The organism is Clostridium sp. AM25-23AC, from assembly GCF_003435125.1.
GTDB classification, from domain to species: domain Bacteria; phylum Bacillota; class Clostridia; order Lachnospirales; family Lachnospiraceae; genus Pilosibacter; species Pilosibacter fragilis.
Map to the genome: position 1 here is coordinate 1 of NZ_QWGI01000037.1, position 22,855 is coordinate 22,855.

Genomic DNA, 22,855 nt, shown 5'->3' on the forward strand with positions numbered 1-22,855 from the left:
GATATGCGGGAGGCGTATCCTATTTTTGATAAGGAGGTTTTACCGTGAGATTAACGGCAAAGGAACTGGAACAAATGAAAAGCGTTGACATCGGCGCAGTGGCTCCCGAGTCCCTGCCGGATGTGAGCGGTATGATCTTTGACACCTCTCTCCCCCGGGAGGAGCGGATCGCTCTGTTTTTGCAGGCGGTAGAAAATCCATACTGCTTTTGCATCGGCGGGATCGGTGTAAAAATTGAATTTGCGGAAAGCGGGCCGTCCTTGCAGGACACGCTGACGGACTTCCTTCTCCGGCAAAAAAGCGGGCTGTAACTTCGGTTATGGCCCGTTTCTACTTTGAGACAAAGTGTCCCGAGGCGGAGGCATCCTTGTTGTCCCGCCCGAGCAGAGGTATAATATAGATGTAATGTGATAGGGAAGGAGGAACAATGGCACGAACAAAAAACAGAGGATTGCAACAGAGTTTCTCTCCCTCTTATACCGTCCGCCGCTGGCGGCTGGGCGCATACATCCGGCTCTCCAAGGAGGACTTGAAAAAGGGAAAGGACGACAGCAACAGCGTCATCAACCAGCGTGATCTGCTCAATGACTTTTACCAGAAGCATATCGGAGAATTTGAAAGTGTTTCCGAATATGTAGACGATGGACACACAGGAACGGACGCCAACCGGGAGAACTTCCAGCGGCTCCTTTCCGATGTAATGAGCGGAAAAATTAACTGCGTGGTAGTAAAAGACCTGTCCCGCTTCGCACGAAATTATAGCGATGCCGGAAGTTTGATCGATAACCTGTTTGTTCAAATGGGTGTTCGCTTTATCAGCCTTGCTGAGAATGTGGACAGCTACAAGAACCCCGACAGCGTTTCAAATATCATCGTTCCCATTACAAACGTGATGAACGATAATTACTGCTATCAGACTTCCAAAAAGATCCGGCAGGTATTTGATTACAAACGGCGCAACGGCCAGTATATCGGAGCATTTGCTCCTTACGGCTATGTAAAGCACCCAAAGGACAAGCACAGGCTGATTGTTGATCCCGATGCTGCTGAAAATGTCAAACTCATTTTCACAATGCTTATTCAAGGGTCATCAAAACGTGCTATCGCGCTGTACCTGAACGAACACGGCGTACCGAGCCCCTCGGCTTACAAGGTACAAAAGGGCTTGCCTGTTTCGACAAGAGGGTATGACGATCCTATGTGGGGAGTCCGCATGATCCACTCCATTCTTACCAATCCGACCTACACCGGGGATTTAGCCCAAGGCCGAAGCCGGGTGAAAAGCTACAAGGTACACCAGATTGAAGCTGTTCCACGCGAGGAATGGGTGGAAGTGGCTGGAACGCATGAGGCCATTATCGACTATGAAACTTTCGACAAGGTACAGGCTCTCTTACAGCGTGATACCCGTACTTCCCCGAAAGGCCGTGAGGTACATTTATTCAGCGGCTTTCTGAAATGTGCCGATTGCGGGCGGGCCATTACCCGATGCGTTGGCAAGAACAACAATGTATATTATTCTTGCTCAACCTACAAGAATCGTTCCCGGACAGCCTGCACCATGCACTCAATCAAGCATGAACGGCTGGAGGCTGCTGTTTTGTTCGCTGTACAGCATCAGGTACATTTGGCTGTTTCCTACTCGGAAATCGTCACGCAGATCAATTCCGCTCCAATCAAAAAAAGCCAGTCTTACCGACTGGACGATCTGATAGCTGCAAAAGAGCGGGAACTGACAAAGATAACACGCTACAAGCAATCTCTTTATCAGGACTGGAAAGACGGTGAAATCACCCAGCAGGAATACCGGGATATGAAGGCTGACTACGAACGGCAGACTTCTGATATTTCCGCGGTGCTTACCCGGCTGAACGCTGAACGCGCAGAACTGGCAAACGGTGTGGACAACGAGCATCCTGCACTGGTAGCCTTTATGAAGTATCAGAACATTGAAGCCCTCAACCGTGAAATCTTGGTTGAACTTGTGGACTATATCAAGGTCTATGAAAACGGCAATATCAGCGTGAAATTCAAATTTGCTGACGAGCTCCGCAAGATTGCCGAGTACATTGAAATCAACACTACGGAAGATACCACAGTAGCGGGCTAACCCCCGCTACGAACCCCTTTGACAGTGTGTTTTCCTAATAGGCGCTAATCATAGGCTTTATGATTTATTGGAGTTGTATATGTTACAAATCAAGCATCCATGATGCTTTCAGTAGTGGACAGTAAGCTGCGGATGGAGATGGGTTCAGGGAAGATGCTGACCGATATTCTGGAGCCGCTGAGAGGGCTGTATGACTATATTATTGTAGACACCTGTCCATCGCTCGGAACATTGACAATTAACGCATTGACGGCGGCTGATGAGGTGATTATTGCCGTCAATCCGCAGCTTTTGGCAATGATGGGATTGCAGGATTTTATCCGAACAGTGAAGAAAGTCAGAAGTAGACTGAATGATCGCTTGCAGATTGCAGGGATCCTGCTGACTATGTGTGATGTCAGAACAAATCTCTATAAGGTAATCACAGAACAGCTGACGGATACTTTTGATGGACAGATTCGGATTTTTAAGAGCATCATACCAAACACAGTAAAGGTGGGAGAATCAATTTATTACAGTGAGCCGCTTCTGGAATATGCTCCGGAGAATAAGGCTTGTAAAGCATACCAGAATCTGGCGGAGGAGGTGGATGGGGATGAAAGCTAATGCACCAAAAAGAAAAGTATTTCAGGACGCACTGGATCTTCTTGCTGAGGATTCGGTGAAGAATACGCCAGTGGCTGTGAATGGAATTGTTTCTATTCCTGTTGAGGAAATACATCCTTTTCATGACCATCCGTTCCGGCTGTATGAGGGAGAACGCCTGGAAGATATGGTACAGAGCATCAGGGAGCATGGAGTGCTGAATCTGCTGATTGTGAGGAAGGCTGCAAGGGGCTATGAGATGCTTGCAGGACATAACAGAACCAATGCGGCAAAGATAGCAGGATTGACAGAGGTACCTGCGATAGTGAAGACGGATCTGTCTGATGAGGATGCTTATGTATATGTGATCGAGACGAACCTGTTGCAGAGATTTTTTGCGGAACTGCTTCCATCGGAGAAGGCGGCAGTGCTGGTGGCACGTTATGAGAAGATAAGCAGTCAGGGGAAACGAAATGATATCCAGCAGGAGATTGAGACTCTGAAAGAAACCTGTGGACACGATGTCCACAAGTCCAGAAAGAGAACCTGTGGACATGGTGTCCACAAGTCACAGAAAAGCCGTAATGGCTTGGTGAGGAATATGGAATGACTGGAGGAATATTGCCAGATACATGCGGCTGGATCGGCTGATTCCGGAGTTTAAGGATGCTGTGGATAAGGGAACATTGGCAATGGTAGCCGTAGTGGATTTGTCCTATCTAAATGTAAAGATGCAGAAGATGATTCATCAGGTAGCTGAGGCAGAAAAAAAATTGAAGCCAAAGCAGACAGGGGAACTGCGAAAATTTGGAAAGGAGATTACCAGGGAGGCTGTGGAGAATGTACTGACAGGCAAGGAGCGGAAGAAACCACAGAGTGTGTCAGTGAAGCTGCCAGCGGAACTGTATGAGAGATATTTTGCACAGATGGACACCGGAGAGGTGCAGGAGATTATGGAGAAGGCACTGGAAGCGTATCTGGGAAAGGAGGCAGCAAGTGTTTGATAAGAAAGATCTTGAATGTCTGGATCCAAGGTATTTTGAGATTATATGTATGAATGACCGGGATGCGACCATCATGTCCCGGAATACAGGGCATGTGTGGTACATACATAATCCGGAATATCCCCTGCCTGGATCCTGCATTATTTTTCATAAATATAAGGTTTCACATCCGTATCATCAGCATGGCCGCAGTAATACGCTGCGTTAGGCTGTGCGGAGTATTAAAAGCCATGACCGATGGCAGACGAGGAACCGTAAATAGTGTGTAATTAGAGATTTTATACTTTTAAACGAATAAAATCATTGACGATATTCGTTCAAAAGTATAAAATTATTCTGTAACTATTAAACATTGTATTTACATGAGGATGAACAATGGATTATATGACTATCTCAGAGGCTTCTGAAAAATGGGGGATTTCAAGAAGACGAATACAGGTTTTATGTACAGAAGGACGAATTGATGGAGTAGTAAAATTTGGCCGTCAATGGGCTATTCCGGAAAATGCGGATAAGCCAAGTGACGCTAGAATAAAAACCGGAAAGTATATAAAAGGAGACACGGATTTATGACAAAACGTAAATTAAAAATATTTTCTTTTTTTTCAGGAAGTGGTTTTTTGGATCTGGGATTTGAAAAAAATGGATTTGAAATTGTGTTTGTGAATGAATTTCATCCTGCTTTTATGAAAGCATATAAGTATTCAAGAAAAAAAATGAAAATAAAGGAACCTGAATATGGTTATTTTAATGGAGATATAAACGAGTTTTTATTGAATAGAAAGAATGAATTGTACCAGTGGATGCAGGATGCAAGGAAAGATGGAAGTCTGGTTGGCTTTATCGGAGGACCGCCGTGTCCAGATTTTTCTATTGCTGGTAAAAATAAGGGAAGAGATGGTGATAATGGAAAATTGTCGCTTTCGTATACGAATCTGATAATCAATATGAAACCGGATTTTTTCTTGTTTGAAAATGTAAAAGGATTATGGAGAACAGCACGCCATAGAGCTTTTTATGAAGAATTGAAACAGAATATTTCATGTGCAGATTATGTGATGACAGATCGGCTTACTAATGCTCTTGAATATGGGGCACCTCAGGATAGGGACAGGATTCTCCTTTTTGGTGTTCAAAAATCTGTTTTAAAACAAAATAATATTGAAGAATTTCCATGGGAAAGATATCAAAAATTTACTCTTGAAGAAGTAAAAAGTTTCCCCTGGCCAGATGTAGAGCCGTTTTTTAAAGATAGTAGAACAAACTGCCCGGAAGGTATACCACGGGAATTAACCGTTGAATATTGGTTTGAAAAGAATGATGTAGAACATCATCCCAATGGAAAAGATCACTTCATTCCGCGTGGTGGACTGGCACGGATGCAGACAATTAGCGAGGGCGATGTGAGTAAAAAATCATATAAAAGACTACATCGTTGGAGATATTCACCCACCGTGGCGTATGGAAACAATGAGGTGCATCTGCATCCTTATAAAGAAAGAAGACTTTCAGCGGCGGAAGCAATGTCATTACAATCGCTGCCAAAAGAATTTGAGCTGCCAGAGGAAATGACACTGACAGATAAATTTAAAACTATTGGAAATGGCGTTCCATATGTTCTTGCCAGTGGAATAGCTAAAACAATTTTTGATTATATGGAGAATGACTACTAATGAAAAAAACACTTCAGGATGTATTAAATGATATTCAGGATAACTTGATAGGAAAAGAACTACATGGTATTTCTGGCACTGCTTCTTCTTTTAGAATATCAGAAATTGATTATGAAAAAGATTATATTGTTTTAGATGTTCAGGGAAAAAGGAGAACCTGGTCCTTCGAGAGACTGGAAAGAGTCTGGAAGGAAATGTATTACCGTCCGGCAGCGAATGTTGAAATAGTATTTGGGGGGTCTGGATCAAGTCGGAATCAGGTAGAAACAATCTATGCAAATCTTGGATACATTGAATGGTTATATGTAAATGGGAAGAAAAATATTGCATATGTGGGTGAGGATACGCATACATATGGTACATTGAAACATATGGATGAGGAGAAGGAAATTGAATACCAGAAAATGATGGAAGAACCAGAGCCACATAATCCCCTTTTGAGTCCGGATGAAATAATGGGGATTACTGGTGGAAATACGATTAGGTTTTACACAGGATATACTTCTGGATATGAAAAAAATAGAATTTTATTTGGAGCACCGGGAACAGGGAAAAGTTATACGTTAAATAAGGAAAAGGATATTCTGCTAGGCGGTGACAATACGCGGAATTATGAAAGGGTTACATTTCATCCAGATTATTCGTATGCCAATTTTGTAGGAACTTATAAACCTGTTCCAGATAAAGATGAGGATGGACATAATGTGATAACTTACAAGTATGTGCCAGGACCTTTTATGCGAATTTATGTTAAAGCAGTGCTTAGTGGAAGAACAGAGAATGTAAAGCCGTATCTTCTGATTATAGAAGAAATAAACCGTGCGAATGTTGCGGCAGTCTTTGGGGATATCTTTCAGTTGCTAGACATGGATGAAAAAGGAGTTAGCGAATATCCTATTCAGGCCAGTGAGGATATGAAAGAATATCTTGCAACTGAATTAGGAGGCCTGCCTGATGATTTTGAGCAGATTCGTATTCCAGATAATATGTTTATATGGGCGACAATGAATAGTGCGGATCAGGGTGTATTTCCAATGGACACTGCTTTTAAAAGAAGATGGGATTTTACATATCTTGGAATAGATGATAGTGAGGAAGAATTGATTGGAAAATATGTGATTTTGGGAAGTGAAAATAAGCAGAAAGTTGAATGGAACAAATTACGAAAAGCAATTAATACTTTTCTCGCTAAACAAAGAGCTAATGAAGATAAGCAGCTTGGTCCCTATTTTATCTCAAGAAATGTTGTGATTCCAAAAGAAGGCGATATGATCGACAGGGAAAAATTCATCAGGACATTTAAGAGCAAAGTAATTATGTATTTATTTGAAGATGCGGCCAGGCAAAAAAGATCAAGTCTTTTTGAAGGATGCTTTGAAAATAGCACCAGATATTCTGAAATTTGTAAAGAATTTGATGAAAAAGGAATCGGTATTTTTAATCATGACATCCAGATTGATTCTGAACCCGAAGATATTCCACAAAAATCTGAATAAAAATAAGGAGCACAGATGTTATGGTGTCTTTATTCGTTAAGGAACAAAAACGATATACTAAGAAAAAATTGTGTGAATTATTTGCATGCTCAGAGGAGAAGACTGTTCATTTATTAAAGCGGCTAAAAGAATTTGGTGTTGTGAAAGCATCAGACAGCCAGAAAGATATGGATGAATTACTGGAAGAAGATATAGCAGTAAGTGATGTTGAAATTGGGCGAGACGAGTATTTCTATGTCTTTACGTTTGTGGGAATTGTCATAATAGAAGGTATGGTACTTAAATGTTATCCTAAATACCTTAGCAAAACAAAAAATCCAAAAGATGAGCTTATCCAGATTTTAAAAGTTCTTGAAAAGTATAACTCTAAAGAACAGATAGTACAGATCATTAGTGAAAATACTGACGGATATTCATTCAATTTGTTGGCTGTTTTACTGTTTTTTATGTATGATTATTATGAAAACGGTGTGTATGATAATATGCAGGAGATTGTGGAAACTAATGGGGTAGGAGAAATACTTTGGGATAAGACGATAAATGAAACGTTTACGCTGTTGTCAGATAACAGACCATATTATATCGAGTTGCAGACGCGAAAAAGAGCAAGTGATAATTATGATTATTTTAAGCGTTTACATGAGTGTATACTTACTGAGGCTTCAAAAGAACTGGAAGATGCAGATTTGCTTGATTTGTTTGAGATAACGGAAATAGAATTGAGTGATGAGAAAATCTCTGATTTTGGAGAAGTGGATTATATTTTATACCGAATAGAAAAGGAAGTAAACAGGCAGTTTAACACCCGCAAACAACTTCTTCTTAAAACCATGTATGCTTATATTCAGCAGAATGTAAGTCTGTATAATACGGATTGTTTATCGATGTTTGGGACAACCAGTTTCAATTTGGTATGGGAAAAGGTATGTTCCGATATTATGGACAACCAGCTGAATGAAAAACTGGGAGCATTAAATCTTCCAGTACCACTTGGAAAAGAATATAATAAAAAGGACAGGCTGATTGATTTGATTGAAAGACCGTTATGGTCAATAACAGGAAAGACAGCAAAGGATACATTAATACCGGATTTGATTTCAATAGCCAAAAGTAGCACGGGCTATGATTTTATCATTTTTGATGCAAAATATTACAATGCACGTTTAGAAGTAAATGTTGCGCCCAAAGGTCAGCCAGGAATAGAATCTATTACAAAACAGTATCTGTATCAACTGGCATATCAGAAATTTATAAAAGAACATGGATTCGTCAAAGTACGAAATTGTTTTCTGATGCCAACTGAAGAAGGTAAAATTATAAAAAAGGGCGAGGCTTCTCTGAAAATGCTGGAAGCACTAGGACTGCAGAATATAAAAGTAAGATTTATTCCAGCAAAGACGGCTTATGAATATTATTTGGCAGGAAGAAAGATGGATTTTGGATTATTGGAACTATAAGCTGAAAATATAAAGGAGAACATGCTTATGGGCGATGTGCTTACACCAGAACAGCGGCGAAAAAATATGCAGCATATATGTTCAAAAAATACTAAAATCGAAGTTATACTTAGAAAAGCACTGTGGAAAAGAGGATATAGGTATAGGAAAAATTACAAGGAGTTGCCTGGAAAACCAGATATTGTATTGACAAAATATAAAATTGCAATTTTCTGTGATGGTGAATTTTTTCATGGAAAGGACTGGGAAGTTCTGAAGCCACGATTAGAGAAGGGAACTAATAGTAATTTTTGGATTAGCAAAATATCAAGAAACCGTGAGCGAGATGATGAGATTAATAAAAAGCTACTGTTTATGGGATGGACGGTAATTCGATTCTGGGGAGATGATATAAAAAAGAATACGGATGAATGCGTCAAAGTGGTGGAAGAAACTATTTTTGAAATGAAAATGTTAGAAGAAACATTGTGATGCAGAGGAGGAATTAGCATTGCAGAATGATAAAATACCAAAAGTATTTATTTCCTATTCATGGAGTAGTGATGCCCTTGTACTTGAACTTGCACAGAGATTAGTTTCTCATGGTGTAGAAGTTGTTCTTGACAAGTGGGATTTAAAAGAAGGGCATGATAAATATGCATTTATGGAAAGATGTGTTAATGATCAGGAGATTACAAAAGTGCTTATAGTTTGTGATAAAGCATATGCACAAAAAGCAAATGATCGAACCGGTGGCGTGGGGGATGAAACGGTAATTATTTCCAGTGAGATATATGGAAATGCAAAACAAGAAAAGTTTATTCCTATTATTGCTGAAAGGGATGAAGAAGGGAAAGAATATGTGCCAACTTATATAAAAACGAGGATATACATTGACCTTTCAGATTCTGAAAAATATGAAGCTGAATATGAGAAACTACTTAGAAATATATATGAAAAACCCCAATTTGTAAAACCCAAGTTAGGTAAAATACCAGAATGGTTGGATGAGGAAAAAACAAATTTTTTCCCATTGAAGGATCTGATTCGTCAGATCCAGGGAAGTAATATAGAGAAAAAAAGAAAGAGTTGTATATCAAGGTTTCAGGAAATATACATTGATGCGTTGAAAGAATATTATATATGTAATGCGAAACCAGAAGAGGCATATAATAATTTTGTAAATTCAAAACCAATTCGTGATATATATTTAGATTTTATTGAGGCAATAGCGGAGACAGATGAAAATTATGCGGAAATTTTAGCGGAAAATTTTGAATATATGTATAATAAGTTGACATGTATAAAAACGTTTAATACATCTGCAAACTCGGCTTCTTCTGGTGATTTCGATATATATAAAAATCTTCTATGGGAATTGTTTATTTGTGCTATCGTATATATGAGACATATTAAAGATTATGCAGCAATAAACGTGTTATTGACATATACTTATTTTTTAGAAACGAATGCGTTTGGAGGAGCGATTAGACAAAATAATTATACTGCATTCAGATATCACAGCACTATTGTTGAAGAAGTATATAAACCTGGGACAGAGATGAAAAATAAATTTACTTTAATGGGAGATACAATTTGTAATCAAAGAGAGAAGCTCCCTGTGTATACATCGGAATCAATAGCGGAGGCCGATTTGTTCCTGTATCAAGTGTGTAATGCATATGACTTAGCAGACGATGGAAACCGTTGGCATGATACGTACTGGTTCCCAACTTGTTATGTCTATGCAAAGAAAGGGCAGTTAGAATGGGAAAAAATGAAATCTCGCAGATATTGTAAGAAAATGCAGTTATTATTCAGCGTAGATAATATTGATGAATTAAAAGAGAAAATAGGCAAATGTGTACATAATTCAGACATGAAATATTCGGGGAGTTGGGATGCGGCACCTGCTATATTAGATTGGATTAAAATTGATGATATTGGAACTCTGAATTGATATATACATATTGAATTATTGGAATACATGATTAGAATGCATATTCCGCAGAATCTGCAATGTGTGGAGTTGATGCAATAATTGACGGAGCATACCATAGTAAATCAGCGGTAATTAGTTTGATTAATATGGACGAAGGCGAATATGAAAATTATATCAAGCATGCCCTTAGAGTCATCAATAATAGGACTGAAAAATTAGTATACTAAGGTTAAATTTTTTGTTATGTTTATTTGTATAGCAATCCTTTTGGTGCACTAAATTTAATAATAGGGAACTTTTGTAACAAACAACATGTCAAAAAGTTCCCTAAATAATTCTTGATAATTAGGGGACTTTTTAATATGATATATAGCATAAAAGTTCCCTAAAAAGAGAGAGGTGAAATGAATGGGAGCAAATTATTCAGAAATTCAAGAATTATTACAGAAAAAAGCGGATATACAGGCGAGGCTTAGTCTGATGCCATATGATGGAAATCCGGAAATTAAGGAATCAAATGGTTCAAAATACTTGTATATGCGTAAGCGAGTAGCAGGTAAATTGACCTCTACTTATGTAGACGTATATTCAGATGAACTATATCAGTTGCTTTTGCGTAATGCCAAGGAACGCAAAGATTTAAATAAAGCCATTCGTAAAATCAATAAAGATTTAGCGGCACTTGGTTACGAAGATAAAGAACTTTCAGCGAGAGTATTACAAAATTTGGATTTTGCCAGAGCAAATTTGAAAGCGAACATTTATGATCAGGCAGTGTTAGAAGGTGTCGCAACGACATTTCCGCAAACGGAGGATATTATCGAGAATGGACAAGTCCATGGGGTATCGGCTACGGATGTGCAGAAGATTCTTAATTTGAAACACGCCTGGGAATTTATCTTAGATAGAGATGTGATTCAGAGTGAAAGTAATTATCATATGCTTTGTCATATTGCAAAGTTGGTTAATGAAGGTTTCTTTTATGATGGAGGTCGTATTCGTGGTATTCCTGTGCAGATAGGCGGAACAAGCTATGTACCACCATTACCTATTGAAACAGTGGTTATCGAGCGAATAGATGAAATTAGAAGTCAGGATAAAGAGCCAATAGAGATAGCGATTGAGTTATGTATGTACTGTATGAAAACGCAGGTGTTCAAAGATGGAAATAAGCGAGCATCGGTTATTTTTGCCAATCATTATCTGATTGCACAAGGTATGGGATTTTTAGTTATACCGGAAAAGGATGTACCGGAATTTAAGAAGTTATTGGTGCAATATTATGAAGGTGAGCCACTAGAGGTCATTGGCGCATTCTTAAAAGAGCGTTGTTGGAAGAATTTTTAGAATGTTATTGAAACGTAAAGTGGACATTGAAACTGCAAAAGCGGACATTGAGGGTGTTAACTCCCTTCATAAAACTGCCCAAAACAAATCTGCGGACCGATATATTACCAAATCCGACAGCAGTATTTGCACTGTTTTTGCATTATAATGGTGCTAGAAAATATCGGCGCACCCGTCACACGTCAGTCAAGTCAAACGGTCTGTACGCCAAATTTAGACAGTAGCATTGATTAAACATGGCAAAATAACAAAGGGTGTAAAAAGCAAGTGTTTATGCGGGGGCGCGGGATGTTGAGGTCTGAAATAATGATACCGCATGTGGAGACGGTAGTCTTGATGTCAAGGAAAGATAAATAAGTGCCAGAAAGCGGCGTATTTCCGGGCTTTTTCGGAGGTTTGGATTTGAAGCCATACTTCTGAAAAAGCTCGGTTATTTTATATGGAAACATATCTATCGCGAAATCTGTGTCAGGTTGTAACCTCGGATTAGATGCCACGATTTGAGGCAGTGGATTAGATGTCAGGTATTTCGGGCTGATTTTTGAAAAACGGAAAGGGCTGACAACCAATCCGGTAACTCGACCATTTGGGGAGTTTGTAGGCAGTGGAATAGATGTGAAGGGAAATTCGGTAAGTCGGAATTTTGGAGGTTATTATGGCTTTTGATTTTAAGAAAGAATTTAAAGAATTTTATATGCCTAAGAATAAACCAGAGATTGTAAATGTACCTAAGGCAAATTATATTGCAGTTAGAGGAAAAGGCAATCCAAATGAAGAAGGCGGAGCATATCAACAAGCAATCAGTGTTCTATATGCTGTTGCATACACATTAAAAATGAGTTACAAGACCGATTATAAAATTAAAGGCTTTTTTGAATATGTTGTTCCGCCATTGGAAGGTTTTTGGTGGCAGGATGATGTCGTGGGTGTAGATTATACAAATAAATCTGCTTTTAACTGGATTTCTGTTATTCGTTTGCCTGATTTCATTTCTAAAGCTGATTTTGACTGGGCGATAGAAACAGCAACGAAAAAGAAGAAAATTGATTGTTCGTCAGCAGAGTATCTTACGATTGATGAAGGATTATGCGTTCAAATTATGCACATAGGTTCTTTTGATAATGAGCCAGCAACCGTTGCTCTTATGGATACTTATATAGAACAAAATGGGTATGTCAATGATATTAACAAAGATAGATTGCACCACGAGATTTATATGTCTGATGCAAGAAAGGTTGCTTCAGAGAAATGGAAAACTGTAATTAGACATCCGATTAAGAAAGCGTAAAATCGAAAGTTGCGGAGGTGAACAGAATGGACACAACAACACAGGACACTCTGTTTTTCTTTGATCGGCATCAGGCTGTTTATCCGCTGTATGAGTGCTTTCAGAAAAAACTGCTTGCCAGATTACCCGAAAGCCGAATCAAAGTACAAAAATCTCAAATCTCATACTACAATCGGCATCTTTACGCCTGTATATCCGTCTTGAAGGTGAAAAGGAAAGCTGAACTGCCGAATGACTATTTTGTGCTGACACTGGGGCTGTCCGCTCCGCTGGAATCAAACCGGGTAGCGGCAAAAACCGAGCCGTATCCGGGACGGTGGACAACGCATTTTGTTATCAGCAGTCCGTCCGATTTGGACGAAGAACTATTTGATTGGATTGAGCAAGCATATCAATTTGCTCAAGGAAAATGATGCTGTACATTTCCTGTTTGACGGAGTGATGGATATGAAAATCAGAGAAGTGGATAAGAATAAAAAGCAGTTTATAGCCGAGGAAGTGATTGTGATTTACCTGTACCTGGCCATTCTGGTAGCGGAACTGGAGTCCCAGCTTTACATTCTGGCTGAGGGATTGTGATTCCTGCTGCGCCAGGGAAGCCATAATCGTAATCAGGACCTCACCCTTGGCATCCATTGTATTGATGGCTTCCTTTTCGAAGAAGACGGGAATGTTCTTATCCTTCAGCTGGCGGATGTATTTCAGGCAGTCCAGCGTGTTTCTGGCAAATCGGCTGATGGACTTGGTGATAATCATGTCGATGTTTCCGGCCTCGCAGTCGTCAATCATACGGTTAAAGTCCTCACGCTTTTTGGTGTTGGTGCCGGAAATACCATCATCGGCGTAGATACGGTACCAGAAAGGTTCTTGATACTCTGCCAAAGTCCTGAACACATTTGTATTTGCGTTAGAGCTTGCCGCCGCAAGGTTCATGATACCTTCGATAACATCCAGCATGTCGGAGATTTTCCATCCAGCCATCGCCATATAGTTCATGGCATCTGCAGCCTCGGATGCTGAAAACTTTGTTTTCGCACCCATCTCACGAGCCTTTGCGCGGAGCTTGTCGAAGTCCTCTCCGGTTGCACCAGACACGGAGGCCACCTGGCTCATAGAAGAATCAAAATCGGAGGCTGTTTTTACAGCAGCAACGCCAAGAGCTGTAACTGCAGCAGAGGCAGGAAGGAGCTTTTCACCGGCGGAGGAAACCTTATCGCCTGCAGACTTCAGGCCTTCACCAGCAGTAGCAATCTTCTGCATAGCAGTGGCAGACTGATTTGCCTGTGTCTCCAGCTTTTTGAGATCTTGCTCGGTTTCGATAATTTCCCTCTGCAGGGCATCGTACTGTTCTTTGGAAATGTCGCCATTCGCAAGTGCCTGATTTGCCTGCTCTGCAGAAGTCTTGAGAGTAGCGAGCTTTTCCTTTGTTTCACTGACGGCGCTGGAGAGGAGCTTCTGCTTCTGCGCAAGCAGCTCGGTGTTGCCTGGATCCAGTTTTAAGAGCTTTTCGACATCCTTGAGCTGACTCTGCGTATTCTTGATTTCTGCATTGACACCCTTTAAGGCACTCTGAAGCTTGGTAGTATTGCCGCCGATTTCGACCGTGATACCCTTGATTCTACTTCCCGCCATAGCGCACCTCCTCTCTGCAAAATGGGCATAAAAATTGCCCGGCATTGCTGCCGAGCATAAAGAAAGCACCGATCAGATTTCTCTGACCGATGCTAATAAACTGCTATTTCTATTGAGATTTACAAACTGGAAGCTGTCAACCTGTATAAGCATCATCTGCCGTGTTCTTAAAATTCTGCTTTTCCAACCATTGCTTCTCTTCTTCGTTTTCCGGAATATCAATCCGCTCTATTTTGAAGATAACAGGGCGCGTGCCGTCATTGCAACAGGCGATCATCATCCTGTCGTCATTTGTCCACTTACGCATAATGGAGCCACCTTGCAGCGCCGCATAGACATATCGGCTGATGGCATCCCATGCCTCGCCGCAGAATTTGCCGTTCATTAGATGGTAAAAGTCATCCTGCTCCGGCGTTCTTTTCAGGAGGAATGTATCTCCAGCCTTGAAGCAGGGACACGGACCTGATTTCGGATCAGCCAAATACTTTTCCTGCAATTCCGGAAATACCTTTGTCTCCAATACCGTTATTTTGCATTCGTAATTCATAAAAACCTCCTGAGTCTTCACTGTGTTGAGTTCATTTAATTCCGATTTTGGGATTATCTCTTAAACAGCTCAGAATGTGAACCAAGTCGGTAGAGCATTAAAACAAGCACATCTCCACGAATCTCATAAATGAGCAACCAGTCTGGTTCAATGTGACACTCACGCGTGCCTTTATAGTTGCCTGTAAGATCATGATCTCTGTATTTTTGCTTCCAGCGTACCGCCATTCGCCAGAATATCGATTACCTCAAACAGCTTATCAAGATTTTTATTTTGCTTTTTGGCAAGCTTCAAATCCTTTTTAAACTGATTGGTAAATTGCACATCATATTTCATACTTCAAGTGCCGCTTTCAGCGCATCCATACTGGAATAACGCGGAGCAGAAGGATCCTTCATCATTTTTCTCCCATCCTCAATGGCAGCGGCTGTAGTATCATTCGGTACTTCCAGTTTTAATTCGAAAGGAATACCATGCTCACGGATAGCGGTTCTCAGGAACATATTTACAGCAGTTGTCATATTCAGACCAAGCTCATTGAAGATTTCCTCCGCCTGATCCTTGATTGCCTTGTCTGTACGAATATTTAAATTAGTTGTTGCCATACAGAACACCTCCATTCAAGCATAGTATATACGGAAATTCGGGCGATGTCAATACATTGTCATTGTATGAGATGCATTTTGTTAAAATGCATCGAAATCCTTCTGCGTAGCGATCTGCGCATAGCCTTTGTACTCATCATTGCTGCTTTCTGCGTACATATCGTTCACCATCCCGATTGGGCCGATGCCTCCGTAGGTGATGCAGGTGCCGCCGAACTTGTTTGTACCGAGCTTTGGCTTCACATAGGCCAGGTTTCTGCCGGAAGGCAGTGTGATAAAAAGCATGCCGCTTCGGCAGGAGAAGGTAAGACCGTATTCGGTAGTCGTGTGCTTATATTTTACGGCTTCTGTGACAGCATGATCTACATCCCATCATATTTGCGGACAGAGGACTTGGCAAGCTGCTGTCTTAAGTTGAGAACCTGTGAGAGCTTTGGAGGAGCAGACTTTAGGAACTCTGCCACAGCTTTCTTGCCAAGGGTATCTGTTTCCAAACCATTGTCAGAAAGCCAAGCCTTCATCTGCTGGACGGAGTTAGAATTGTCAAGTTCTGTGATTTTCTTCATGGTTTTGGTCAGCTTCGTTCTGGAGCGAGTATCCATTTCGATGGCAGCAGCAACAAGCTCCATGTCCAAACGTACACCACGGTCGTTGATTTCTTGGTCCATGTGGTATTCCTCCCAGACCTGAGCTGGCACCGGGAACTTTGCAAGTCTCTGATGGATTCCCATTTCGGTCTCTACATCATGGATATTATATTTTTTGAACATGGCCCATTTGTCCGGAGCGTGGAAGGGACGATTCCTTGTACGCTGCCCATTGTTTTTTGTGGGAACACAAGGCTGGCAGAAGTATTTGATGAGGTCTTTTCCTTCTGTGAGCTTTTGCTTTTCAAGTCCAAGAACCGCTCCGACTCCTTCAAGGGATAAGGGGAGTCCCATCGTGGCAGCCCATACCATGGAGCAACGCCAGCTTTCCGGATCTAGATATTCTCTAGTCGGATAATCTAAGAAGCGAGAGAGGCAGATACGTTCAAAGGTAGCGTTGAAGGCCCACTTGATGACAGTTTCGTCTTCCAAGGCAAGAAGGACCTCTTTCGGAATCTGTTCTCCACAGGCGAGGTCGATAACCTGCACGGGTTGGCTGTCTATACTGTAGGCAAAGAGTCAGGGGTTTCGCTTTTAGCTTTTGAGGTTTATGCATTTTATATAAAATCTGTTGCCAGGTCGTTCTACTCACAACTGTTACTCCTTTGGATCCCAATGCGCACAAAGTTCCCCCTATGCTTTCTTTCTGCCTTTTTTCTTATGCTGTTTTTGATTCCTTTTATATAGATCCTATCCACCTTTTTGGTATAGGATCTGTTTTACTTTCTCTGTCAGCAGATCATCTCTGAAGATTCGGCTTACACTCTTTCGGGTAATTCCACTTCTTTCAAACCTCTGAATCCGACGATACAAGTACAGTTCCCTCATGTTGAATCCTATGATCATCAAATTAAATATGGTTTCTACTGCCGCATGACAATAACAATGCTTTGCATGGTAGTACGTCTTTAACTGATGGAATCCATTTTCCTCGATATCCCACCTGCAATTCATCATCTCCCATAAAACCGGCGGAGCTGTCTCTTCTAGTGTTGTTACCAGCCATATCCATCGTTCTGCTTCCTTCCCATTTTCCTGCCAGCTTTCATGGTATCTCACTACCCGAAGTCTGTATGGACAGTTTTCCATCTCAAACTTTGATAGATCCCATACCTCGATCGTCTTTTTCCCATGTTGGAATGATTTCTTTTTCCCTTTTCCCTGGTTAAAAAGCCCCTCTGCATCCTGAAAGATTAACCGTTTTTCATCTTTTAAACGGATAACTGCATCCAGTCCATTTTCCTTTACAGTATTGATGAATGGTGCATTCAGGTACAATGCGTCTGCCACGATCACATCTGCAAAGTGGACATGTCTTTGCCTCAGCCGTTTGATCAGGCGTTTTCCTCCTGTCAGTTCCCCTTCATCTTTTTCTGCTCCGTCCCTTGGTTTTAACATTTCCTGACCCAGAATTACATGCGGTGCTTTTCCAACCGTCATACAGACTACACTCCGGTGGAAATATTCCGTTTCCCCTGCGCGGTTTTTCCGGGTAAGACAGTCCGGACAGGATTTTTTGTACTGCTGAATAATTCTACCCCATCAATTCCGGTCACAACATATCTACCGATGGTTCCTTCCCGGAATACGCGGTTCTTTTTTAATATATCAATCGTCCCCTCGTGGATCTTTTGGATTTCTTCCGGACTGATTCTGGACAAAAGATCCCTGACTGCATCCACCTTTGGAATTTTTCCAGTAATACAGTTCCGCAACCGTTTGGACATACTTTCTGGTGCAGAAAAAACAGTGTGAAAACTTTCATACTGTAACATCAGAAAAAGTAGCACCGGCATAACGATGTTAAACAACGGAATTGATTTTCTTTCTCTTTGATCAGATAAACACTTGATTTTTTGCGGAATTTTATATACACTTGTCATATAAGTTAACAGTTTTTTTAATGCTAATTTTTCATTAAGGACACCTTCTTTCGTTTTGTGTTGTGGTAACATAATTATACACGAAAAGGTGTCCTTTTTGATTGTTTATACATAAAAAAACTGTAATTTTTATTCCGTATTTTGATTCCCCGTTTTGTCTCATAAATTATTGGCAAAATGGGGGATTTTTTCTTAAAAGCGAAATCCCTGGCAAAGAGTAAGATTTCAAAATTGGGAGACTCTACATAACGATAGACACCGGTCTTCTGAAGAGGCTCATCGCTGTAGGTCTCAATATCAATACTGAGTGTTTTCATGAGATTGTCCTTTCTACAAAACAGGCAGCAGAGAAATCCCTGCCGCCTGCCGTGTTACTGTTTATCTTTATTGGATTTGTACTTCTTGGTATCACGACGGATGTAGTACAGCGCATAGCGGATAAGATAGAGAATGTTTTTCCCTACGTTATAAATGATGAAGCCATATACCGCTACAAAAAAGGTGTATGCGATGACGTTAGCAATAAATAGATTTAAGATTTCTGCAAATTCATTCATAGATGGTCTCCTTTTGTCGAAAAATGTCGATGGCGGCAGTGGGGCCACCGCCATCGGGTTGATAGATTATTCCTGTTCCTTGGATGCTTCCTTCTGACGCTCTGCTTCACGCTTCTTCTGGGCACGCTTTTCCTTGCGGTCCTTGATGAAGAAGGCAATGTTGCATCCCCAGATTCCAATCAGGAATCCGACGGTGCAGCCGAAGCATACCTGAAGCATAAAGTTCTGATACTCAGTCATACTCGGCACCTCCATTAGTCAAGAAAATCGTCATCTTCATCAGATGCGAAATCAGACTCAGCAGATGCCTTGCCACCAAGAGGCTCACCGTCACGAATCTTCTGCAGATTGTTAAGGCCGCAGGCGATACCCTTATTGCCAGAGCTGTTGAAGGCATAGAAGCTGATGCTGGCGCGACCATATACACCGGAGTAGACTTCGGAACGAGTAAGGATTGGATTGCGGTCTGCATCCACGATACCAGGAGCAGAGGTTGCATTGGCATTTACGAAATAGGAATTGGCATAGGCCGGATCGTCCGGACGCTCCATATCACCATCACGAAGAGGCGTCTTGATGACAGAGAGGGCAGGTACGGACTTGCCATTGCCCTTGAGCTTGGCCTCGCCCTCCTTGTAAGCGGCCTCGATGGCAGCTTCAATTTTGGCGATGGTCTTGGTATCAGACTTCGGGATGATCAGAGATACGCTGTACTTCGGAGTACCTCCATTGATGGATTTCGGCTCCCAGACGTTGGCATAAGACCAACGAGTGTCAGGACCAGTGATTACCTTCATAGGATTGTTGATTTTTACATTCTTGTTCATTTGATTTTCCTCCATAAAATCAGTTTTTGCATTGTTCATTGCCGGACGTTTATCGCTCTCCGGTACGAGCGTCGGTTTACCTTGAGGCTTTTCAATATAGGCGGTAAGCAGCTCATCGAATCTGGATTTGCCAAGACGCTTCTGCATGGCAGTGATACCAAGGAGCTTCTTTTCATATGGATCAAACCCGGCATCTGTAACTACCTGGATGACTGCCTCCTCATTGGAATACTTGCGGTTGGATCTACCTTCGACCAGCTTCCAGCCAGCCCATTCCTTACCGCTGATGGCCTGCTGCAGAGCATATTCCTTGATATCGGATGCCCAGGCAACCAGCTCATCTGCGCGGGAGAGGATGTATTCAATCTCCGAATCCTCTAAAAGAGGTGGAAACTTGAAATCGTACTGAGCCAGCGTAAGATTGGACTCGGCTCTGGCACGGCATTCGTGCTTGGCCTTGCAGAAACCACACCATTCGCCACAGAGGAAGTTCCCATCCCCGGCAAAGGCAAGATCTGCGGTCGGCTTCAGCACTTCATCCGCCCACTTGTACAGCGCATCCTTGGAAATTTCAAAGGTGGAAATATTCTGACGCCTTGGCTGGTAGATGGTCATGCTGACATTATCAATGTCGTAGATGTCATCAAAGAGCTCCAGGGCTCCAAGCGCGTAGCACTTCATTTGCGGATTATCGGTCGCATCTACGAGGACTCCAAGACCGTGCTTGTAATCGCATATTCTCAAGGTGCCATCTGCAATGATGATGCAGTCAGCGGTTCCGAAGCCCTGTTCCACCCAGCGAGAAAAATCTACACGCTGTTCAATCAGAACCTTCGGATCAGCGCAGCTTTCCTTGGCGGCCTCTACCATTTCAAGGATGTAGGCGGCATAGCCATTGGCACAGTCCTCCATTTCCTCGTTGTGCCAGGTGAGATTCTCCGTCGGATCACTGGCATCCATCCCCAGGGCCTTCTTTAGCTTGTACTCACAAAGCTCGTGAGCATCAGTGCCTTCCGCAGCATAATCGCTGCCTTTATCCTCGTAGGTCTCGCAGAGCCTTGCGGAAGGCGGGCAGTGGAGCCAGCGGTCCGAAGAGGAAGCAGATAAGATAGCATGTCCTTTAGGTGGCATCGTCAAGTACCTCCGCATCCTTTAACAAGGCTTCATAGTGCTTCGGATCAACAGCAGATAGCTTGGAAGCGCCATACTTCTGAAGTAATGTACGGATAGCAGCGGTATGCCCGGCACGGGACTTTTCTGCTAAGACAGCTCGTACATCCTCAAGCTTCAGCTCCGGTTTCGTTTCTTCCTTGGCAGCAGATGCTTCATTAGCAGTGCTGCCAAACTGTGTTGCTAACCAGTTGGCTGCCTCGTTAATAGCAGCGACTGCATTGCGCAGCTCTTCGATGGTCATAGCCATATCGCTCATTTTGCTCATAGCGGCGTTCTCCTTTCTCTGATTGTCTTTGCTGTGCGAGGATTGTCATGTTTCTCGCCATTCTTGCGGATACGTGGGAGATTGCATTCAGTACTGCAATCAGCTCTGTGTCGTTACCGCCTGAATCGAAGTAGGACTTCTTCATGTGCTTCACCTCCGTTTCTGTGATGGTTAAGGCTTGTTGTTTCGTGCCTTACACCTTCCACTGGAGATGAGTGGCGGATTTGAGCGGAGAGAAGTTAAAAAAATATAAAATCCCTCCGGGCATCGGTTGATGGATGCCAAGAGGGATGAATTTCTACATATGATATGTAGAATTAATGGTCACGGACCTTACGGAGTTCCGTGCGGATCTTCTTCATCTGATCAGCGAAGGTACGCTGCTTGCGGCCGAGTTTCTCGGCGATTGCACGATCTGAGATTTTGTAATCATCAAGCCAGCACTGAATGATGGTATCAGCATCCGGATCAAGTTCTCTCAACCTACTAAAAAGCTGTTCGAGAAGGATCCTATCTGCAATTACATTTTCCATTGATGGTGATGAATCAGGAATGCAATCGTACATATTGGCTTCACCGTCTTCAGTAGGAATATCGAGTGAAAGCGTATCTCCAGCTGCATGATATTTGCATCCGATACAGTCTCCATCGCATTCCCAGAGATGTTTTTTGCTACACATACAACGATGATGATGCTGCTCTTTATGACGGATGCGGTCGGCTTCCTTATAGAAAGCATCACGCTGTTCCTTTGTGACGGAGATTTTCTCTCCAGTAGAGCGAAGATAGATGAATGGTGTACTAAGATTTTCATGATTTGACATAAATTTTCCTCCTGTGATTGGCTTTGTTGAGCAATCGCAGGGGCATTTGGCTATCACGAAATTCGCATCTTCCTATCATCACAAAACGTTGCGTGCAATTGAAAAGAAGTGTGGATTGTGATATACTTTATTAAGGTTTATTGGGGTTTGATCTGATTTGCATACCAGAGAAAATCCTGCATCAAAATAAAAAAGTCCCTGTGATTTGCTCACAAGGACATCCAATAGTTGCTTGAGTTAACGTGTCATAGTTGGCAGAGTTAATAGAGTTGGCGTTTTGAAAAAGAGGGACAATCAATGACGAATAGAGAGAATATAAGACTCTGTGGCGGCACGTTCTTCACCTTACTGCTTGAGGATAGAAAGCCACGGGCTGGAGTAAGAGAACATTACGCGGGAGAGAAGGATGGGCTGTCTGAACCAGAAGTATTGATAGGATTATCTAAGGTTTTGGTGCCTGATTTTCAGGAGCCGCTAGAAAGTATGATGACAACCATTAAAGGGAATACGTCGGAATACAAGAGCTGCAAAAACAAAGGAGGCACTTATTTCCCGTTTAGCAATAGAGCTGCTTTGACAGAGTTTGACAAATGTGTGAAAGAAAATTATCAAGTTGCATTGAATCGAATGATTGAATTTTGTGATGAGTTTCTTCATGTAAAAGATAGTACAAAAAAAGGCGAGAGGCTGGTCAAGGCCCTCATCGATACGATAGATAAAGATGATTCAATAGAATCAAACCAGATATTCTACGCTTTACAGGATGGCATGGGCATGTCGAAAGCAGATATTATCAAAAGCCAGAGTTTTTGCTTTCAGACATTTTTGCTGGGAATTCTGCACTTTTGTGTTATGCGTACTGATCCTGCAACGATTGGAAAAGAAACCTTTGATGCCTGGTGTCCGCCTAAAAACAGAGCACCCAGAACATACGAGGGAACTATGGGTGAGGATTGGAAAAAAGAAGTGAAACTAACTTAACCTGTTGTGCTAGATAAAATAATATAAAGAAAC

26 protein-coding genes and 4 pseudogenes are annotated in these 22,855 nt (G+C 41.8%); 15 read left to right on the forward strand and 15 right to left on the reverse strand.

Features of this window, described 5'->3' with window-relative positions; genetic code table 11:
* The first annotated feature begins 44 nt into the window (after positions 1 to 44).
* The 14 genes from DW677_RS15855 (at position 45) to DW677_RS18190 (ending at position 13,294) form a co-directional block, all read left to right on the forward strand.
* A complete protein-coding gene (locus DW677_RS15855) occupies positions 45 to 311 on the forward strand; it encodes a DUF6870 family protein (protein WP_117465016.1) in 267 nt (88 codons plus the stop codon).
* A gap of 116 nt (positions 312 to 427) precedes the next feature.
* Positions 428 to 2,110, forward strand: coding sequence for a recombinase family protein (locus tag DW677_RS15860; protein ID WP_117465017.1), 1,683 nt, complete (start codon positions 428 to 430; stop codon positions 2,108 to 2,110).
* Positions 2,111 to 2,209: 99 nt separating this feature from the next.
* A complete protein-coding gene (locus DW677_RS15865) occupies positions 2,210 to 2,716 on the forward strand; it encodes a ParA family protein (protein ID WP_117567784.1) in 507 nt (168 codons plus the stop codon).
* Entirely contained in the window at positions 2,706 to 3,305 is a 600-nt protein-coding gene (locus tag DW677_RS15870) for a ParB N-terminal domain-containing protein (RefSeq protein WP_117567785.1), read from the forward strand. The genes DW677_RS15865 and DW677_RS15870 overlap by 11 nt, the downstream gene beginning before the upstream one ends.
* A 22-nt stretch (positions 3,306 to 3,327) precedes the next feature.
* A complete protein-coding gene (locus tag DW677_RS15875; RefSeq protein ID WP_015554047.1) occupies positions 3,328 to 3,699 on the forward strand; it encodes a hypothetical protein in 372 nt (123 codons plus the stop codon).
* Between the two features lie 375 nt (positions 3,700 to 4,074).
* Positions 4,075 to 4,272 (forward strand): helix-turn-helix domain-containing protein, encoded by a 198-nt coding sequence (locus DW677_RS15885; protein WP_015554046.1) that lies wholly within the window; start codon positions 4,075 to 4,077, stop codon positions 4,270 to 4,272.
* Positions 4,269 to 5,372 carry a DNA cytosine methyltransferase gene (locus tag DW677_RS15890; protein WP_015554045.1) on the forward strand — a complete coding sequence of 368 codons (1,104 nt, stop codon included), beginning with the start codon at positions 4,269 to 4,271 and terminating at the stop codon, positions 5,370 to 5,372. Before DW677_RS15885 ends, DW677_RS15890 begins: the two co-directional genes overlap by 4 nt.
* Entirely contained in the window at positions 5,372 to 6,868 is a 1,497-nt protein-coding gene (locus DW677_RS15895) for an AAA family ATPase (RefSeq protein ID WP_117567786.1), read from the forward strand. The genes DW677_RS15890 and DW677_RS15895 overlap by 1 nt, the downstream gene beginning before the upstream one ends.
* A 20-nt stretch (positions 6,869 to 6,888) precedes the next feature.
* Entirely contained in the window at positions 6,889 to 8,325 is a 1,437-nt protein-coding gene (locus DW677_RS15900) for an LlaJI family restriction endonuclease (protein ID WP_117567787.1), read from the forward strand.
* Between the two features lie 27 nt (positions 8,326 to 8,352).
* On the forward strand, positions 8,353 to 8,796 hold the full coding sequence (locus DW677_RS15905) for a very short patch repair endonuclease (protein ID WP_015554041.1): 444 nt from the start codon (positions 8,353 to 8,355) through the stop codon (positions 8,794 to 8,796).
* A gap of 19 nt (positions 8,797 to 8,815) precedes the next feature.
* Entirely contained in the window at positions 8,816 to 10,264 is a 1,449-nt protein-coding gene (locus DW677_RS15910) for a toll/interleukin-1 receptor domain-containing protein (protein WP_117567788.1), read from the forward strand.
* Between the two features lie 390 nt (positions 10,265 to 10,654).
* Positions 10,655 to 11,593: a Fic family protein gene (locus tag DW677_RS15915; protein ID WP_117567789.1), complete on the forward strand. Its 939-nt coding sequence runs from the start codon at positions 10,655 to 10,657 to the stop codon at positions 11,591 to 11,593.
* Between the two features lie 655 nt (positions 11,594 to 12,248).
* Complete coding sequence (locus DW677_RS15920) at positions 12,249 to 12,881, forward strand: GyrI-like domain-containing protein (RefSeq protein WP_117567790.1); 633 nt, start codon at positions 12,249 to 12,251, stop codon at positions 12,879 to 12,881.
* Positions 12,882 to 12,907: 26 nt separating this feature from the next.
* On the forward strand, positions 12,908 to 13,294 hold the full coding sequence (locus tag DW677_RS18190; RefSeq protein ID WP_133304065.1) for a DUF5655 domain-containing protein: 387 nt from the start codon (positions 12,908 to 12,910) through the stop codon (positions 13,292 to 13,294).
* A gap of 73 nt (positions 13,295 to 13,367) precedes the next feature.
* Here the strand turns inward: DW677_RS18190 and DW677_RS15925 are convergent.
* The 15 genes and pseudogenes from DW677_RS15925 to DW677_RS15980 form a co-directional block, all read right to left on the reverse strand.
* Positions 13,368 to 13,730, reverse strand: a pseudogene (locus tag DW677_RS15925) (recombinase family protein); the annotation flags it as partial.
* A gap of 36 nt (positions 13,731 to 13,766) precedes the next feature.
* Positions 13,767 to 14,513, reverse strand: a pseudogene (locus DW677_RS15930) (phage tail tape measure protein); the annotation flags it as partial.
* A 136-nt stretch (positions 14,514 to 14,649) separates the two neighbouring features.
* Positions 14,650 to 15,060: a TIGR04076 family protein gene (locus tag DW677_RS15935; RefSeq protein ID WP_117567791.1), complete on the reverse strand. Its 411-nt coding sequence runs from the start codon at positions 15,058 to 15,060 to the stop codon at positions 14,650 to 14,652.
* A gap of 53 nt (positions 15,061 to 15,113) precedes the next feature.
* Positions 15,114 to 15,396 (reverse strand): annotated as a pseudogene (locus DW677_RS15940) (type II toxin-antitoxin system YafQ family toxin).
* Positions 15,393 to 15,665 carry a type II toxin-antitoxin system RelB/DinJ family antitoxin gene (locus tag DW677_RS15945; RefSeq protein ID WP_117470666.1) on the reverse strand — a complete coding sequence of 91 codons (273 nt, stop codon included), beginning with the start codon at positions 15,663 to 15,665 and terminating at the stop codon, positions 15,393 to 15,395. The pseudogene DW677_RS15940 and the gene DW677_RS15945 overlap by 4 nt, the downstream one beginning before the upstream one ends.
* A gap of 81 nt (positions 15,666 to 15,746) precedes the next feature.
* Complete coding sequence (locus tag DW677_RS19220; RefSeq protein ID WP_347473199.1) at positions 15,747 to 15,950, reverse strand: hypothetical protein; 204 nt, start codon at positions 15,948 to 15,950, stop codon at positions 15,747 to 15,749.
* Positions 15,951 to 16,027: 77 nt separating this feature from the next.
* On the reverse strand, positions 16,028 to 16,744 hold the full coding sequence (locus DW677_RS15950) for a hypothetical protein (protein WP_347473200.1): 717 nt from the start codon (positions 16,742 to 16,744) through the stop codon (positions 16,028 to 16,030).
* 258 nt (positions 16,745 to 17,002) lie between these two features.
* Positions 17,003 to 17,752: a transposase gene (locus tag DW677_RS15955; RefSeq protein WP_242992200.1), complete on the reverse strand. Its 750-nt coding sequence runs from the start codon at positions 17,750 to 17,752 to the stop codon at positions 17,003 to 17,005.
* A gap of 5 nt (positions 17,753 to 17,757) precedes the next feature.
* Entirely contained in the window at positions 17,758 to 18,267 is a 510-nt protein-coding gene (locus DW677_RS18905; RefSeq protein WP_242992201.1) for a hypothetical protein, read from the reverse strand.
* A gap of 299 nt (positions 18,268 to 18,566) precedes the next feature.
* Positions 18,567 to 18,752: a hypothetical protein gene (locus DW677_RS15965; RefSeq protein ID WP_117567793.1), complete on the reverse strand. Its 186-nt coding sequence runs from the start codon at positions 18,750 to 18,752 to the stop codon at positions 18,567 to 18,569.
* 66 nt (positions 18,753 to 18,818) lie between these two features.
* Positions 18,819 to 18,992: a hypothetical protein gene (locus tag DW677_RS18435; protein WP_165860048.1), complete on the reverse strand. Its 174-nt coding sequence runs from the start codon at positions 18,990 to 18,992 to the stop codon at positions 18,819 to 18,821.
* 14 nt (positions 18,993 to 19,006) lie between these two features.
* Complete coding sequence (locus DW677_RS18550; RefSeq protein ID WP_165860049.1) at positions 19,007 to 19,579, reverse strand: DUF2815 family protein; 573 nt, start codon at positions 19,577 to 19,579, stop codon at positions 19,007 to 19,009.
* A gap of 3 nt (positions 19,580 to 19,582) precedes the next feature.
* Positions 19,583 to 20,710: pseudogene (locus DW677_RS15970) on the reverse strand (DUF2800 domain-containing protein); the annotation flags it as partial.
* Positions 20,700 to 21,017 carry a DNA ligase gene (locus DW677_RS15975; protein ID WP_117567795.1) on the reverse strand — a complete coding sequence of 106 codons (318 nt, stop codon included), beginning with the start codon at positions 21,015 to 21,017 and terminating at the stop codon, positions 20,700 to 20,702. The gene DW677_RS15975 and the pseudogene DW677_RS15970, both read right to left, overlap by 11 nt.
* A gap of 317 nt (positions 21,018 to 21,334) precedes the next feature.
* Entirely contained in the window at positions 21,335 to 21,841 is a 507-nt protein-coding gene (locus DW677_RS15980; RefSeq protein WP_117567796.1) for a sigma-70 family RNA polymerase sigma factor, read from the reverse strand.
* A 297-nt stretch (positions 21,842 to 22,138) separates the two neighbouring features.
* Between DW677_RS15980 and DW677_RS15985 the strand changes: the two genes are divergently transcribed.
* On the forward strand, positions 22,139 to 22,822 hold the full coding sequence (locus DW677_RS15985) for a hypothetical protein (protein WP_117567797.1): 684 nt from the start codon (positions 22,139 to 22,141) through the stop codon (positions 22,820 to 22,822).
* Positions 22,823 to 22,855 lie beyond the last annotated feature (33 nt).

Bases quoted from the DNA above. Each gene is read 5' to 3' on its own strand.
- DW677_RS18190 (WP_133304065.1), top strand. From the start codon at position 12,908: ATGGACACAACAACACAGGACACTCTGTTTTTCTTTGATCGGCATCAG.
- DW677_RS18550 (WP_165860049.1), bottom strand. From the start codon at position 19,579: ATGAACAAGAATGTAAAAATCAACAATCCTATGAAGGTAATCACTGGT.
- DW677_RS15915 (WP_117567789.1), top strand. From the start codon at position 10,655: ATGGGAGCAAATTATTCAGAAATTCAAGAATTATTACAGAAAAAAGCG.
- DW677_RS15900 (WP_117567787.1), top strand. From the start codon at position 6,889: ATGGTGTCTTTATTCGTTAAGGAACAAAAACGATATACTAAGAAAAAA.
- DW677_RS15980 (WP_117567796.1), bottom strand. From the start codon at position 21,841: ATGTCAAATCATGAAAATCTTAGTACACCATTCATCTATCTTCGCTCT.
- DW677_RS15920 (WP_117567790.1), top strand. From the start codon at position 12,249: ATGGCTTTTGATTTTAAGAAAGAATTTAAAGAATTTTATATGCCTAAG.
- DW677_RS15935 (WP_117567791.1), bottom strand. From the start codon at position 15,060: ATGAATTACGAATGCAAAATAACGGTATTGGAGACAAAGGTATTTCCG.
- DW677_RS15885 (WP_015554046.1), top strand. From the start codon at position 4,075: ATGGATTATATGACTATCTCAGAGGCTTCTGAAAAATGGGGGATTTCA.
- DW677_RS15975 (WP_117567795.1), bottom strand. From the start codon at position 21,017: ATGAGCAAAATGAGCGATATGGCTATGACCATCGAAGAGCTGCGCAAT.
- DW677_RS19220 (WP_347473199.1), bottom strand. From the start codon at position 15,950: ATGCTTTTTATCACACTGCCTTCCGGCAGAAACCTGGCCTATGTGAAG.
- DW677_RS15895 (WP_117567786.1), top strand. From the start codon at position 5,372: ATGAAAAAAACACTTCAGGATGTATTAAATGATATTCAGGATAACTTG.
- DW677_RS15985 (WP_117567797.1), top strand. From the start codon at position 22,139: ATGACGAATAGAGAGAATATAAGACTCTGTGGCGGCACGTTCTTCACC.
- DW677_RS15870 (WP_117567785.1), top strand. From the start codon at position 2,706: ATGAAAGCTAATGCACCAAAAAGAAAAGTATTTCAGGACGCACTGGAT.
- DW677_RS15860 (WP_117465017.1), top strand. From the start codon at position 428: ATGGCACGAACAAAAAACAGAGGATTGCAACAGAGTTTCTCTCCCTCT.
- DW677_RS15865 (WP_117567784.1), top strand. From the start codon at position 2,210: ATGATGCTTTCAGTAGTGGACAGTAAGCTGCGGATGGAGATGGGTTCA.
- DW677_RS15890 (WP_015554045.1), top strand. From the start codon at position 4,269: ATGACAAAACGTAAATTAAAAATATTTTCTTTTTTTTCAGGAAGTGGT.
- DW677_RS15875 (WP_015554047.1), top strand. From the start codon at position 3,328: ATGCGGCTGGATCGGCTGATTCCGGAGTTTAAGGATGCTGTGGATAAG.
- DW677_RS15905 (WP_015554041.1), top strand. From the start codon at position 8,353: ATGGGCGATGTGCTTACACCAGAACAGCGGCGAAAAAATATGCAGCAT.
- DW677_RS18435 (WP_165860048.1), bottom strand. From the start codon at position 18,992: ATGACTGAGTATCAGAACTTTATGCTTCAGGTATGCTTCGGCTGCACC.
- DW677_RS15955 (WP_242992200.1), bottom strand. From the start codon at position 17,752: ATGACGGTTGGAAAAGCACCGCATGTAATTCTGGGTCAGGAAATGTTA.
- DW677_RS18905 (WP_242992201.1), bottom strand. From the start codon at position 18,267: ATGTTACCACAACACAAAACGAAAGAAGGTGTCCTTAATGAAAAATTA.
- DW677_RS15945 (WP_117470666.1), bottom strand. From the start codon at position 15,665: ATGGCAACAACTAATTTAAATATTCGTACAGACAAGGCAATCAAGGAT.
- DW677_RS15965 (WP_117567793.1), bottom strand. From the start codon at position 18,752: ATGAATGAATTTGCAGAAATCTTAAATCTATTTATTGCTAACGTCATC.